12 protein-coding genes are annotated in these 14,081 nt (G+C 68.4%); 2 read left to right on the forward strand and 10 right to left on the reverse strand.

The window, feature by feature from the left end; translation table 11 throughout:
- Window positions 1-1,184: GNAT family N-acetyltransferase (locus OOT08_RS08190; protein ID WP_325092143.1), on the forward strand; the 1,184-nt coding region annotated here is incomplete at its 5' end.
- Between the two features lie 40 nt (window positions 1,185-1,224).
- Here OOT08_RS08190 and OOT08_RS08195 read toward each other — a convergent pair.
- The 3 genes from OOT08_RS08195 to OOT08_RS08205 all read right to left on the reverse strand — a co-directional run bounded on the left by OOT08_RS08195 (window position 1,225) and on the right by OOT08_RS08205 (window position 5,794).
- On the reverse strand, window positions 1,225-2,517 hold the full coding sequence (locus OOT08_RS08195; protein ID WP_325092144.1) for a M20 family metallo-hydrolase: 1,293 nt from the start codon (window positions 2,515-2,517) through the stop codon (window positions 1,225-1,227).
- A 135-nt stretch (window positions 2,518-2,652) separates the two neighbouring features.
- Complete coding sequence (locus OOT08_RS08200; RefSeq protein ID WP_325092145.1) at window positions 2,653-4,317, reverse strand: amidohydrolase; 1,665 nt, start codon at window positions 4,315-4,317, stop codon at window positions 2,653-2,655.
- Between the two features lie 145 nt (window positions 4,318-4,462).
- Window positions 4,463-5,794 (reverse strand): MFS transporter, encoded by a 1,332-nt coding sequence (locus OOT08_RS08205; RefSeq protein WP_325092146.1) that lies wholly within the window; start codon window positions 5,792-5,794, stop codon window positions 4,463-4,465.
- A 162-nt stretch (window positions 5,795-5,956) separates the two neighbouring features.
- On the opposite strand from OOT08_RS08205, the gene OOT08_RS08210 reads away from it, so the two are divergent.
- Window positions 5,957-7,126, forward strand: a complete 1,170-nt coding sequence (locus OOT08_RS08210; RefSeq protein ID WP_325092147.1) for a PucR family transcriptional regulator — start codon at window positions 5,957-5,959, stop codon at window positions 7,124-7,126.
- 94 nt (window positions 7,127-7,220) lie between these two features.
- Here OOT08_RS08210 and OOT08_RS08215 read toward each other — a convergent pair whose 3' ends face one another.
- The 7 genes from OOT08_RS08215 to nrdH all read right to left on the reverse strand — a co-directional run bounded on the left by OOT08_RS08215 (window position 7,221) and on the right by nrdH (window position 13,670).
- The gene (locus OOT08_RS08215; protein WP_325092148.1) at window positions 7,221-8,255 is read right to left on the reverse strand and encodes an alcohol dehydrogenase catalytic domain-containing protein; all 1,035 of its coding nucleotides are present in this window, start codon (window positions 8,253-8,255) and stop codon (window positions 7,221-7,223) included.
- A 148-nt stretch (window positions 8,256-8,403) separates the two neighbouring features.
- The gene (locus OOT08_RS08220) at window positions 8,404-9,198 is read right to left on the reverse strand and encodes a thioesterase family protein (protein WP_325092149.1); all 795 of its coding nucleotides are present in this window, start codon (window positions 9,196-9,198) and stop codon (window positions 8,404-8,406) included.
- 94 nt (window positions 9,199-9,292) lie between these two features.
- Window positions 9,293-9,502, reverse strand: a complete 210-nt coding sequence (locus tag OOT08_RS08225) for a DUF2188 domain-containing protein (protein ID WP_325092150.1) — start codon at window positions 9,500-9,502, stop codon at window positions 9,293-9,295.
- A gap of 234 nt (window positions 9,503-9,736) precedes the next feature.
- Window positions 9,737-10,711 (reverse strand): class 1b ribonucleoside-diphosphate reductase subunit beta, encoded by a 975-nt coding sequence (gene nrdF, locus OOT08_RS08230; protein WP_325092151.1) that lies wholly within the window; start codon window positions 10,709-10,711, stop codon window positions 9,737-9,739.
- A 127-nt stretch (window positions 10,712-10,838) separates the two neighbouring features.
- Complete coding sequence (gene nrdE, locus OOT08_RS08235; protein WP_325092152.1) at window positions 10,839-12,968, reverse strand: class 1b ribonucleoside-diphosphate reductase subunit alpha; 2,130 nt, start codon at window positions 12,966-12,968, stop codon at window positions 10,839-10,841.
- Complete coding sequence (gene nrdI, locus OOT08_RS08240; protein ID WP_325092153.1) at window positions 12,968-13,369, reverse strand: class Ib ribonucleoside-diphosphate reductase assembly flavoprotein NrdI; 402 nt, start codon at window positions 13,367-13,369, stop codon at window positions 12,968-12,970. The genes nrdE and nrdI overlap by 1 nt, the downstream gene beginning before the upstream one ends.
- Window positions 13,370-13,433: 64 nt before the next feature.
- A complete protein-coding gene (gene nrdH, locus OOT08_RS08245; RefSeq protein WP_325092154.1) occupies window positions 13,434-13,670 on the reverse strand; it encodes a glutaredoxin-like protein NrdH in 237 nt (78 codons plus the stop codon).
- Between the last annotated feature and the right edge of the window lie 411 nt (window positions 13,671-14,081).

Consider the following 14,081-nt stretch of genomic DNA (forward strand, 5'->3'; position numbering starts at 1 on the left):
ACGACGCCCCCGAGGTCTGGGCGTACCAGTCCGACCCCGAGGTGCTGCGCTACATCCCCTGGCCGGAACGCAGCCCGGAGGAGGCCGCCGAGCACACCCTCCGCCGGGCGGCGAACCGGGTCCTCGCCGCGGACGGGGACACCGTGTTTCTCGCGGTGGTGCCCACGGTCGGCGAGCACGCGGGCCGCGTCGTCGGCGACGTGATGCTGCGCCTCGAACACCGGGACGCCGCCCGGGTGGAGATGGGCTGGGTCTTCGCGGCCGAGGCCCAGGGACGGGGCTACGCGCTCGAGGCCTGCTCAGCGGTGCGCGACCTCGCCCTCGACACGTTGGGGGCGGCCAAGCTCGTCGCCCACCTCGACCCGCGCAACACCGCCTCTGCCCGGCTCTGCGCTCGACTGGGGATGCGGCCGGAGGGCCTCGCCCGGCAGGAGGAAGCCGATGACGTCCGCGGCGAGTGGACCGATCTGAGCCTCTGGGGCATGGTGGCCGCGGACCGCGGACTGTCCCCCGTCGCGCTGCCCGAGCCGGCTGCGGACGCGACCCTGGGTCCGGACCCCCGCGGACGCCCCGGGCTCCCCGCGGATGCGGAGGCGCGGCTGGACCGCGGGAGCCTCTCCGAACGGCTCCGGCTTCGGCCGCTGCGGCCCGCGGACGCGGCGGACCTCTGGCACCTCCAGCGGGACCCCGAGGTGCGGCGTTTCCTCACCTGGCCGGCGCGCACCGAGGCGGAGGGCGCCGCCGAGACGCGGCGGCGCGCCGGGCTCACCCGGCTTCGCGAGCCGCGCGATCTGCGCACCTTCGTCGCCGAGCTCACGGCGGGGCCCGACGCCGGGCGCGTCATTGGCCAGCTCCGGCTCCAGCTCCTCGACCCGGAGGCCCCGTCCTTCGAGGTCGGCTGGGTGTTCTCCTCCGCGTTCCGCGGCCGCGGCTACGCCGGGGAGGCCGCGCGGGCGCTGTTCCGCCTCGCCTTCGAGGACCTGGGCGCGCACCGGCTCGTGGCCCGACTCGACACCCGCAACACCGCCTCAGCGGCGCTGTGTGCGCGGCTGGGGATGCGCCGGGAGGCGCTGTTGCGTGCCCAGCAGTGGCACCGGCCGACGCCGGAGCGCTCGGAGTGGGCGGACCTCGCGATGTACGCCATCCTCGCCCCCGAGTGGCAGGCCGGGGCAGCGCAGCGCTGACGCGCGCTGCCCCGGCGGCGCCCGGACGCCCCGTACCGCACTAGGGGGCCGGGACGAACTCCCCGCGCAGGACCCGCGAGGTGACCGCGGTGAGCAGGTCAACGCCCGCGAGCATGTCCGCGTCCGAGGTGAACTCCCTCTCGTTGTGGCTGATGCCCTCCGCGCTCGGGATGAAGAGCATGATGGTGGGCACGAGGTCCTTCAGGTTGGTGGAGTCGTGCCCCGCCAGGGTGCGCACCACGCGGTGGCTCAGCCCGAGCTCCTCAGCGCAGGCGGCGGCGAGCTCCATACCCCGCTCGTCGTAGGCCTTCGCCCCCCAGATGTGCTCGGCCCCGCGCTCAATCCGGACGTTCGCCTCGACCTCGATCTCCCGGATCCGCGCGAAGAGCGCGGCGTCGGCGCGCGCGAGGGCCTCGGGGTCGGTGCTGCGCAGGTCCATGAGCAGGCTGACCCGGCTGGCGACGACGACCGGGGAGTTCGGGAACACCGTGAACTCGCCGCAGGAGGTGATGACCTCGGCGTCGGGGGTGGAAAAGTCGTTCGCGACCGCGCGGGCGGCAACCACCATCGCCGAGGCCCCGAGGAGCGCGTCCTGCCGGTCTGCGATGACGGTGGCGCCGGTGTGCGCCTGCTCCCCGTGCACCACGAACTCGTACTTGTTCGCGCCCCAGGTCGACTCGACGAGGCCGATCGTCATCCCGGAGTCTTCCAGCACGCGGCCCTGCTCAATGTGGATCTCCAGGTAGGCGGCGAGGTCAACGCGGAAGTCCCCGACCGTGCCGATCGCTTCGAGCGCCTCGCGCACCGTGACCCCGGCCGGATCAGCGGTGTCGAGGGCGGCGTCCGCGTCGAGCTTCCCGGTGAAGACGGCGCTGCCCATCATCGAGGGCTTGAAGCGACAGCCCTCCTCGTTAAACCAGTTGACCACGCAGAGGTTGAAGGCGGGCGCGCCCTGAGCGTCGGCGGCGCGCGAGGCGCGAATCACGGCGTGGGCCCCGGCGAGCACGCCGTAGGCTCCGTCGAAGCGCCCACCGAGGGGCTGCGAGTCGAGGTGCGAGCCGAGAGCGATGAAGGGGGCGCCCGGGACCAGTTCAAGGAGGGCGAACTGGTTGCCCACCCGGTCGTAGTGCACGGTCATGCCGAGGCTCTCCACGATGCCACGGAACCAGTGCCGGGTCTGCCCGTCGGCCAGCGTCGCCGCCTGGCGGTCGACGCCGCCGCCCGCGGTCGCCCCGATCTGGCTCATGGAGCGGAAATGGTTCAGGAACTCGGCGTCTTGCTCCGGGTGGGCGCTGCTGCGGGCGGTGGGCTCGGTGGGCTGTTGCGTGGTCATGAGGTCTCCTCAGGGTCGATCTGGACGGTGGGTCCGTCAGGGAATATTCGGGACAGCGATGGGGCCTCCGGCGGAGGCGGGGCCTGAGCCGCGGCGCGCGGCCGCTCGCTCAGCGCGGGTGCGCAGCTCGGCAACTCAGGCCGGGCGGGGATCCGCCTCGTAGCTGTGAGACCCGCCGACGACGGTCGCGAGCACTTCCAGCGCGGCGATGTCCGGGGCGGTGAGCGGGGACCCCGAGAGCACCACGAAGTCCGCGAGCTTGCCGCGTTCCAGGGTGCCTCGCTCGGCGAGCGTGCCCGTAGCCCGGGCCGCCCACTCGGTGTGGGTGCGGAGCGCCTCCTCGGCGGTGAGCCCTTCCCCGGCCCCGCCGAGGACGCGGCCCAGCTCCGTGCGCCGGTCAACCGCGGACTGCATCCCGCGGCGGATGTTGTTGTCGGCGACCGGCAGGTCCGAGGACCCGGCGATGAGCACCCCGGCGTCGACCAGCGAGCGGCCCCGGTAGAGCCAGCCCTCCCGCTCCGGTCCGACGAGCGCCGCGAACTGATCGCCGAGCGGGCCGATGAACCCCGCCTGCGGGGTCACCGCGACCTCCAGGGCGGCCGCGCGGCGCACCTGCTCCGGCCGGGCAATGCCGAAGTGCTCGATGCGATTCGGGAGCCGGTTCATGCCATAGCGCTCGCGGCACTCCTCGATCAGGTCCAACGCCAGGTCGATCGCGGCGTCCCCGATCGCGTGGAGCGCGAGCGGCCAGCCCGCCCGGTACGCGGACCGGACCCGCTCCCGGTAGGCCTCCGGCTCGTCGAGCAGGTATCCCGAGGCGTGCGGGTGCCCGCAGTAGTCCTCGGTGACCGCGGCGGTCACCCCGAGCAGCGAGCCGTCCAGAAACACCTTCACCGGGCCAAGCTGCACCCACTCGTCGCCGAAGCCAGCGCCGATGCCCAGGTCGAGGCCGCGCCCCCGCCCCGTCCCGGCGAGGTCGCTCGCGTGCGCGGTGATCTCGCCCAGCACGTCGAGGGCGGGCATCAGCTGGGCCCGGGCGTGCAGGCGTCCGCTCTCCCGGGCCTGCCGGTAGGCCTCGACCTCGATGGGGCTGTGCCCGATCCAGCCGCCCCCGATGCCCGCCTCCGTGAAGCTCGTGATGCCCTCGCGGGCGTAGCGGCTCGTCGCCGCGTCGAGCGCGCCCACGATCTGGGGCACCGAGTAGGGCAGGAGCATCCCCTGGATCAGCCCCTGCGCGGCCTCCTCCACGACCCCGGTTGGCCGCCCCGCGGCGTCCCGGACCACCTTGCCGCCGACGGGATCCGCGAAGCCGGGCTCGAGCGCCCCGGCCAGGCGGAGGGTCGCCGTGTTCGTGATCGAGAGATGACCGGACACGTGCCGCAGGTACAGCGGGCGGTCCCCGGTGATCTCGTCCAGCCGCTCGATGTCCGGGTACTCGCCGCCGTGGTGCTTGTGGTTGAAGCCCGTGCCGTTGAGCCAGGCCCCCGCGCCCGCCGGATCCCCCGCGAGGCGCGCCGCCTCCGCGGCCAGCGTCGCGTACAGCTCCTCCAGCCCGCGCGCGGGGCTGAGGTCGACCGAGGCGAGCCCGAGCCCCCACCAGGTGGTGTGGCAGTGGGCGTCGATGAAGCCGGGCACGATGGCCGCGGGGCCGTAGTCGATCTCTCGGGTCGCGGAGCAGCCGTCCAACTCCTCGTCGAAGCCCACGATCCGGCCGTGGAACACCCCCATCGCGGCGGCGCTCGGCCGCTCCTCCGCCATTGTGACGATGTCACGCGCCCGGACGATCAGATCGAGCTTCATGCGTTTCCTCCCACCGGTCCGGAACCGGCCACCCGATGCCGGGACCGGGATGACTCCGGGACCCGGCTCACGTTCTCGCTTGGGGTACTCATGTGCGTTGCTCCTTCTGTGCTGGGTGTGCGACCGCGCAGCCTACGGCGCTCATTCAGTGTTTGAATCCGGGCAGATCCACGCTCATCCGAGGGGTCAGGATGCCCGCGGCCGCCGTGAACAACGAGAGGAAGACCAGCATCGCCGCGGCGGGCCACCAGTGATCCGCCGCAGCCGCGACCAGCGCGGTCGCCCCCAGCGGGATAAAGCCCGAGATCATCCCGGCGACGTTCTGGGCAAAGCCAACCCCGGTGTACCGCGTCTTCGCCGGGAACAGACCGGTCATCACCGTGCCAGAGGCGGCGTAGGGCAGCGACAGCGCCGCAACCGCAATGGTCATGCCGGTGATCACGAGGAGGTCGCTGCCGCTTTCAATCAGGAAGAAGCAGGGCACCGCGACGATCGCGGAGAGGATCCCGCCGTAGGTGATCACCTTGCTGGCCCCAAACCGTTCACCAAGCCTGCCGCCGAAGATCAACACGGGAATTTCCACCACTGCGGCGATAATGCTGCCGAGGAGCATGAGTCGCGAGGAGTATCCAAGCACGTTCACGCCGTACCAAACGACGAAGGCGGTCACGAGGTAGAAGCCCCCGATCCCGAGCAACCCGGCGGCCATCCCAATCAGGATTTGTTTCCAGGATTCCCGGAGCGTCGTCCGAATGGGACTCTTCGACGTGGCTCCCTGTTCCAGAAGCTCGGTAAAGACGGGGGACTCCTCCAGCTTGCTCCGAATGTAGAGCGCGATGAACAGCATCGGGATCGCCACGAGGAACGGGATACGCCAACCGAACGCGTCAAAGTTCTCCTGGGAGAAGAAGAGCGTCATGAGGAAGAAGCCGCCCGAGGAGAGGATCGTGCCGATCGGGGAGCCGATCTGCGGGATCGCCGCGTATCGCGCACGCTTTTCGAGCGGGGCGTTCTCGACGACGATCGTCATCGCGCCGGACCACTCGCCTCCGACGAACAGGCCCTGGAGGACGCGCAACAGGACGAGCAGGATCGGGGCGGCGATGCCGATCGAGGCGTAGGTCGGCAGCATGCCGATCAGCCCGGTCACAATACCGATGCCGACGATCGTGACCATCAGCACTCGGCGGCGACCGATTCGGTCCCCCATCGCCCCGAAGATCATCCCGCCGAGGGGGCGGGCCAGGAGGCCGACCCCAAAGGTGGCAAAAGAGGCCATCGCGGCGGCAGTCGCGTTCTCTGTCGAGAAATACTGCACGTTGAAGACCAGCGCTGCGGCGGCGCTGAACAGGAAGAAGTCGTACCACTCCATCGCGGTGCCGATCAGGGCCCCGAGCGCTACCTTGTTCGCGTCCTTGACCGTCAATTCCCGGACCGCAGACGCTTCGAGGTTCGGGGACATTGCGGGATCGCTCATGTTAGTTCTCCTCGTTGAGAATGTTCCCCCTGAGGCTCGGGGGTCAGCTCCTCCAGGCTCTCAAACTTCGCCGTCGCGGAGCAGACGGGATCAGGACGAGCTTTCGGTGACAAACGGTGCAAATGCACATAAACTGCGCGCATGGTGACCAATGATGCTCCGTTGAGCGCCCCACACATCGAAAACATGATCTCCGGCGCTGATGACCGACGGTGGTCGAAGCTGCTCGATCAGCTCGACATCGACGATCTCACCGATGCCTTTGTCGAGCAGATCCAGAAAGTCCCCGGCTACGATCCGCCCCCGATCCCCCTGTCTGAGATTCGCCGCACCGGCACCCTCTCCTTCGAGGTCATCACCGAGGGGCTGCGCAGCGAGGAGGACCAGCCGCACACCCGCCTCGAGGTCGCCACCGATGTCGGGGTGACCCGGGCACGGGCCGGTATCCCCATCGAGTCTCTGATGACAGCAATCCGACTCGATTTCTCCATCCTCTGGAGTGCGCTCACCGAGATCGCCGAACCCGGTGACGATTCCCTCCTCGTGCGGCGGGCTTTCCGGGTCTGGCATGCGGTCGACCGGTACGCCAGCCAGACTCGGGTGGCCTACAGCGCCGAGCAGCGGCGGATGCACGACGAGACGCGGTCGATTCACCAGGGCTTCCTCGCAAGCCTGTTCCAGGACAGCGCGCCCACCCCGTCGCGGCTCGCGCTCATCGCGACGGAACTCGACCTCGAGCCGGAAGCTCCCTACTCGGTGGCTGCCGCCAGCAACGAAGATCTACCCGGGCTTCGGCTGCTCGTGGCGACCGCGGCCCAACTGGGAGCGACCGCCCACAGCCATCACCTCAGCGACGGACTCATCGCGTTCTGGCCGAGCGACGAGCGTCCCGGAAGCCCGGGCGCGACGCTCTCCGAGCTGGCCGCCGAGGCACGGATCGGGCTCGCGACAGCGCCGGGCGGTCTGCGTGATCTACGGTCAAGCGCCGCCACCGCCCTGGAACTCGCGAGCCTGCTCGCTCCCGAAGAAACCACCGCGCTGGATCTGGGTCGAGGCTGGGCCAGGCTCGCGAAGCGTCGCCTCGGAGCCTCGGGGCTCGATCTCACCGGCGAGGTCCAGCGTGCGCTAGACCGCTGCCGCCCGGCCGAGCGGGTGCGCCTCGTCGAGGCGGCGGCCGCCTTCCTGCGCACCGGGAGCATCAACGACTCGGCCGAGCAGCTGTTCTGTCACCGCAACACCCTCGCGAACCGGCTGCGGCGTTTCGCGGAGCTGACCGGGGTCGATGTCACGGTGCCAGAGCAAGCCGCGCGAATCGTGGTCGGCTGGGCCTGAGCCGCGACCCGGTCGAGCCTCTGCGGGACGCAAAACGCCGCCCCCGGGTGCCTCTGGGCACCGGCGAGGGCGGCGTGTCGCGTGTCGCGCCGGGCTACGGGATGAGCACCGCGCGGCCGGGGACCTTGCCGGCCTCCAGATCGGCGAAGGCCTGCGGGGCCTCGTCGAGCGGGTAACGCACGATGTCCGCGCCGATCTTGCCCGCCTGCGCGAGGGCGATGACCTCGCGCTGCTCGGAGCGGGTGCCGCCGAAGGAGCGCTCGATGTTCACGCCCCAGGGAAGCGAGCCGGTGCCGGCAACGTAGGGGAAGGATCCCCCGCCCAGGCCGACAAAGCGGAGCGAGCCGCCCGCGCCGATCACGGCGGTGGCCAGGTCGACCGTGGGCTGCACGCCGACGAAGTCCAGCACGACATCGGCGCCGAGCCCGTTCGTGAGCTCCAGGATCTTCGCGGCGGCCTCGCCATCGCTCTTCAGCGCAATATCGGCCCCGTGGCCCGGGGCGGCGGCGAGCTTGGCCTCGTCGGTGTCGAGCGCGATGATGCGAGCGCCGGTCGTGGCCGCGAGGATCTGCAGGCCCAGGTGGCCGAGCCCGCCCAGGCCGATCGTGACCACGGTCGCGTCGCTCGTGAGGGCGTGCCGGACGCTGTTAATCGCGTGCATCGGGGTCAGCGCTGCGTCCGCGAGCGGGGCGGCCGCCACCGGGTCAAGCGTCCCGATGGGGTCGAGGTGCCTCGCCTTGACCGCGAGGTACTCGGCCATGCCGCCCTCCGGCCCAATTCCGGGCGACTTCGGCATCCGGGTGCGGTCCCCGGTCGCCTCGCAGAGGTTGTCCTGGCCCGCGAGGCACTTCGCGCACTGCCCGCACCCCCAGATCAGGCTGACGAGGACGGCGTCGCCCACGGCGAATCCGGTGACCTGCTCGCCGAGCCGCTCTACCCACCCGGCGCTCTCGTGGCCGAGGGTGCGCCCGATGAGCGGGGAGTCCGCGGGCATGTGCAGAATGTGCAGATCGGAGTGGCAGAGACCCGCCCCGCCGATCTTGACCAGAACCTCATCCGGGGCAATCTCGGGCACCGGCTTCTCGGTGACCTCAACCGTTCCCGGCTTCGCAAACGTGACGGCGCGCATCGCGGCCCAACCTTCCACTCGCGTGTCCGGTGACCACGGATGCGCAGCCCCCGGCACTGTCCCGGCCCCGCTCTTCTGGGCAGGACCATACCCCCAGCTTAGGAGCTGGGCACGGGATTCGGATGGGAGTTCGCCCCGGGCGAGAACGCTATCCGGCGGGCAGCGGGCGCACGGTGAGCAGCTGCTCCGCGCGGCCGAAGGGGCCCTCGATGTCGTGCAGCACGGAGCTGGTCAGGCCGATGCCGTCCGCGCCGAAGCTCTGCTCCGTGTCGAGGCCGAGCCACTCCCCCACGGGCTCGCGGAGCAGGTGTAGCTGCAGGTCAACATTGGGGAACATCCAGGAGCCCGGGCCGGGCTGGACCCGGGTCGCGATACCGTTGGCCGTGTCGGCCATGCCGAGCAGGCGTACGAGGGGGCTCGTGGGCACGCCCTCGACCATGTCGAGACCGTTGCGCAGCCAAGCCGTCGCTTTGCCCTCGCGGTGGCCGGGGAGGGGCCGGAACTCGACGCTGTCGATGTAGCCGCCGCCCCAGGCGTCGGCCATGTGCGACCAGACGGGCAGGCCCTCCGGGCCCGCGATCGGGGTGAGCTCGCTGCCGGCGACCGCCGCGGTGTCGCCCGTGGCGAGCCGCCAGGCCCGGGCCACAATCGCGGTGCGATCCCGGCAGATCATCTCGGCCTCAACGAGCTCGATCGTGCGCCCCGGGCGCACCGTGCGCACCCGGATCTCGAAGTCCCCGCCGAAGATCACGCCGTGGATGTCGAGGCTGACGCGGCCGATCCGCATTCCCGCGCGCGGCTCGTGCGCCGCAATCGCGTGCACGAGCACCCCGGTCGCGGGCCCCATGTGCTGTTCGTCCTCCCGCCAGGCGCCCTGCGCGTGCTGGGTGGAGGCGAATCGTCCGTCGCCGAGGTCACGATAGTAGGCAGTGGCTTCACTCATGCGCCCACCCTATCGAGCGCGCCAAAGCCGAGGGAAGCCCCGTCGTGAGGTGACAATTTCTGCGGCCATTCGGGGCGGATCCTCGCAGAAAACGTCAACTCGCCAGCGGGTTTCCGGGGATTCTCGTCGGCTCGGTCGCCGCATCCGCGGCGAGCACGCGAACCTGGCCACCCCCGGAGCGGGCGAGGAAGGCCTCGGCCCGCGCGATGGCGTCTTCGCGGCTCGCGGCCACGATGGACACGAGCGAGGACCCGGCGCGCTTCGCCACCCAGTCGTCGCCGTCCTGATACACGTCGTAGATCATCTCTTGCGCTTTCCAGCAGCGCCCGGGTACGGCAAATCCCCGCCGGGCGCGCGGGCGCCTGGCCGACTCCCGCGCATCGCGGCGGGGTCCGGCATCGGGGGGATGGGCTCGTCTCGGAGCGCGGCTCTCGAGGCATCACCGCACCAGACCGGTGCGGTGCGGGGCCGGCGCCGCGGGTTTCTGCCCGCGACACCGCCCCTCAGGGGTGACGCCCGCTCGGGGCGTCGGGGTGGACTAGAAGTCCCAGTCCTCGTCCTCCGTGCTCTCGGCCTTGCCGATCACGTAGGAGGAGCCCGAGCCGGAGAAGAAGTCGTGGTTCTCGTCCGCGTTCGGGGACAGCGCCGACAGGATCGCGGGGTTCACGTCCGTGACCGTGTTCGGGAACATCGGCTCGTAGCCGAGGTTCATGAGCGCCTTGTTCGCGTTGTAGTGCAGGAACTTCTTGACGTCCTCGGTCAGGCCAACGCCGTCGTAGAGGTCCTGCGTGTACTGCACCTCGTTCTCGTAGAGCTCGTAGAGCAGGTTGAAGGTGTAGTCCTTCAGCTCGGCCTGGCGCTCGGCGCTCTCCTTCTCGACCGCGCGCTGGAACTTGTAGCCGATGTAGTAGCCGTGCACGGCCTCGTCGCGGATGATGAGGCGGATGAGGTCGGCCGTGTTGGTGAGCTTGGCGCGGCTGGACCAGTACATCGGCAGGTAGAAGCCCGAGTAGAATAGGAAGGACTCGAGCAGGGTCGAGGCCACCTTGCGCTTCAGCGGGTCATCACCGTGGTAGTAGGAGAGGATAATCTGCGCCTTGCGCTGCAGGTTCTGGTTCTCCTCCGACCAGCGGAAGGCCTCGTCGATGTCGGGCGTCGAGCAGAGCGTCGAGAAGATCGAGGAGTAGCTCTTCGCGTGCACGGACTCCATGAACGCGATGTTCGTGAGCACGGCCTCCTCGTGGGGCGTGGCCGCGTCCGGGATCAGCGAGACCGCGCCAACGGTGCCCTGGATCGTGTCCAGCAGCGTCAGGCCCGTGAAGACCCGCATCGTCATGGTCTTCTCGTCCTCGGTGAGCGTCGCCCAGGACTGGACGTCGTTGGACAGCGGCACCTTCTCGGGCAGCCAGAAGTTGTTCGCGAGGCGGTGCCACACCTCGACGTCCTTCTCGTCCTCAATCTTGTTCCAGTTGATCGCGTGGACCGCCTGGACCAGCTTCAGCTTCTCGACCATTGCCCTGTTTCCTTCTTCGCCCGGCGCAGCCGAGCATTCGTTACCTCTGGTGTGTTCCTGGTGTCGGGTGCGGTGGCACCCGGTGCGGGGAGGGGCCGCGCGGAGAGCACCGCGCAGCCCACCCCGGTTACAGCATGCAGCTGACGCAGCCCTCGATCTCGGTGCCCTCGAGAGCCATCTGGCGCAGGCGGATGTAGTAGATCGTCTTGATCCCCTTCTTCCACGCGTAGATCTGCGCCTTGTTGATGTCGCGGGTCGTGGCGGTGTCCTTGAAGAACAGCGTCAGCGACAGGCCCTGGTCGACGTGCTGCGTCGCCGCGGCGTAGGTGTCGATGATCTTCTCGGCGCCGATCTCGTAGGCGTCCTGGTAGTACTCGAGGTTGTCGTTCGTCATGAACGGCGCCGGGTAGTACACGCGCCCGAGCTTGCCCTCCTTGCGGATCTCCACGCGGGAGGCGATCGGGTGGATCGAGGAGGTCGAGTTGTTGATGTAGGAGATGGAGCCGGTGGGCGGAACCGCCTGCAGGTTCTGGTTGTAGATGCCGTGCTCCATGACGCTGGCCTTGAGCTCAGCCCAGTCGGCCTGGGTGGGGATCGCGACGTTCGAGTCCGCGAACAGGCCGCGCACCTTCTCCGTGGCGGGCAGCCACTCCTGGTCGGTGTACTTGTCGAAGAAGACGCCGGAGGCGTAGGTCGAGTTCTCGAAGCCGCCGAAGGTCTCGCCGCGCTCGATGGCGATCTGGTTCGAGGCCTTGAGCGCGTGGAACAACACCGTGTAGAAGTAGATGTTCGTGAAGTCGATGCCCTCTTCGCTGCCGTAGAAGATGTGCTCGCGGGCGAGGTAGCCGTGCAGGTTCATCTGGCCGAGGCCGATCGCGTGGGACTGGTCGTTTCCGTCCTCGATCGAGCGCACGGAGCCGATGTGGCTCATGTTGCTGACGGCGGTGAGCCCGCGGATCGCGGTGTTGATGCTCTTGCCGAAGTCCTCGCCGTCCATCACCTTCGCGATGTTCAGGGAGCCGAGGTTGCACGAGATGTCCTTGCCGATCTCGTCGTAGCTGAGGTCCTCGTTGTAGGTGGTGGGGGTGTTCACCTGGAGGATCTCGGAGCAGAGGTTCGACATGTTGATGCGGCCGGCGATCGGGTTCTCCCGGTTCACCGTGTCCTCGAACATGATGTAGGGGTAGCCGGACTCAAACTGGAGCTCGGCGACCGTCTGGAAGAACTGGCGCGCGTTGATCTTAGTCTTCGTGATCCGGGCGTCGTCAAGCATCTCGTAGTACTTCTCGGTGACGGAGATGTCGCCAAAGGGCACGCCGTAGACCTTCTCCACGTCGTAGGGGGAGAACAGGTACATGTCCTCGCCCTTCTTCGCGAGCTCGAAGGTGATGTCCGGGATCACGACGCCGAGGGAGAGGGTCTTGATGCGGATCTTCTCGTCGGCGTTTTCGCGCTTGGTGTCGAGGAAGCTCATGATGTCGGGGTGGTGCGCCGAGAGGTACACCGCGCCCGCGCCCTGGCGCGCGCCGAGCTGGTTCGCGTAGCTGAAGCTGTCTTCGAGGAGCTTCATCACGGGGATGATGCCGGAGGACTGGTTCTCGATCTTCTTGATCGGGGCACCCGCCTCGCGAATGTTCGACAACAGCAGGGCGACGCCGCCGCCGCGCTTGGAGAGCTGCAGGGAGGAGTTGATGGAGCGCGAGATCGACTCCATGTTGTCCTCGATGCGCAGCAGGAAGCAGGAGACGAGTTCGCCGCGCTGCGCCTTGCCCGTGTTGAGGAAGGTCGGGGTGGCGGGCTGGAAGCGGCCAGAGAGCATCTCGGTGACGAGGTCACGGGCAAGCTGCTCCTCGCCCTGGGCGAGGCCGAGGGCGGCCATCACGACGCGGTCCTCGAAGCGCTCCAGGTACCGCTTGCCGTCGAAGGTCTTCAGCGCGTAGGAGGTGTAGAACTTGAAGGCGCCCAGGAAGGTCTGGAAGCGGAACTTCATCTTGTAGGCCTGATCCGTCAGGCTCTCGACGAAGGAGAAGTCGTACATGTCGAGCGTGGCCTGCTCGTAGTACTCGTTGTCGACGAGGTAGCGCATGCGCTCCTCGAGGGAGTGGAAGTAGACCGTGTTCTGGTTGACGTGCTGCAGGAAGTACTGGCGCGCGGCCTCGCGGTCCTTATCGAACTGGATGTTGCCATCGGCGTCGTACAGGTTCAGCATCGCGTTCAGCGAGTGGTAGTCCATCTCGCTGACCTTTGAGGATTCCATTACTGCTGTGTCCAAAACTGTTCCAATCCCTCGTGAACGATGCGCACATCGTCCGGTGTGCCAAAAAGCTCAAAGCGGTACAGGTGCGGGATGTTGAGCTTCCGGGCGATGATGTCGCCCGCGATCCCGTACGCGTCGCCGAAGTTGGTGTTGCCTGCCGCGATCACGCCGCGGATGTGTCGGCGATTGCGCTCGTCGTTCAGAAACCTGATGACCTGCTTCGGCACGGCCTTGGTTTCCGGTCCGCCCCCGTAGGTGGGGACCACGAGCACGAAGGGCTCGGTGACGACCAGCGGCTCCTCTTTCGGGAGCAGTGGGATCCTCAGCGCGGGGATCCCGAGCTTCTCAACGAACCGGTGCGTGTTTCCGGAAGCGCTGGAGAAGTACACCAGATCAGTCACTGGTCGCTCCTTCCCGCGTTCCTCTCGCTCTCGGTGGTTTCGGTTGCTCTGGGGAGGCCGGTGCCTAGTCGCCGAGGCGGCTGGCGAGCTCGGCGATCTTGTCGGGGCGGAACCCGGACCAGTGCTCGTCATCGGCGACCACGACGGGGGCCTGCAGGTAGCCGAGCTCCTTGACGGCTTCGAGCGCCGCGGCGTCCTCCGAAAGGTCGAGCACGTTGTACTCGATGCCCTTGCTGTCGAGAGCCCGGTAGGTCGCAGTGCACTGCACGCAAGACGGCTTGGTGTAAACGGTGATTGCCACGTCAAGATCCCCTTCGCTGAAAACGTCCGCGCCTCGGCCGAGGCACTACATATAGTGAACCATACGGGGCACGACCACAACATGCTGTAGTTACAGCAATGTAGTTTTCCACCGAACTGTCCACCATTAACAACGCTGCTTGGGGAAAACTTATGCCGAGATTCCGCCGAAACCTCGACACTTATCCACAAGCTTGCGGGCTGTTGTGCACAAATATTTCTTTCTTGTGGATAACTCGGCTCGGCGTGTCGCCGCTCCGTCCTCGGAGCCGGTGCGGAGCCGCCCTGATCGCGCCCGCACAACGCACGGGGGCGACTTGATAACCACCCCGGAGCCTGGCAATCTGGTCCCGGCTGGGTGTCCGCTTCTCACGTTCGGAGGACACAGATGTCCCGAGTTCCGTCCCACACA

Origin of the sequence: Leucobacter sp. M11 (assembly GCF_035726885.1) — a bacterium.
Taxonomy (GTDB): Bacteria; Actinomycetota; Actinomycetes; order Actinomycetales; family Microbacteriaceae; genus JAPFRB01.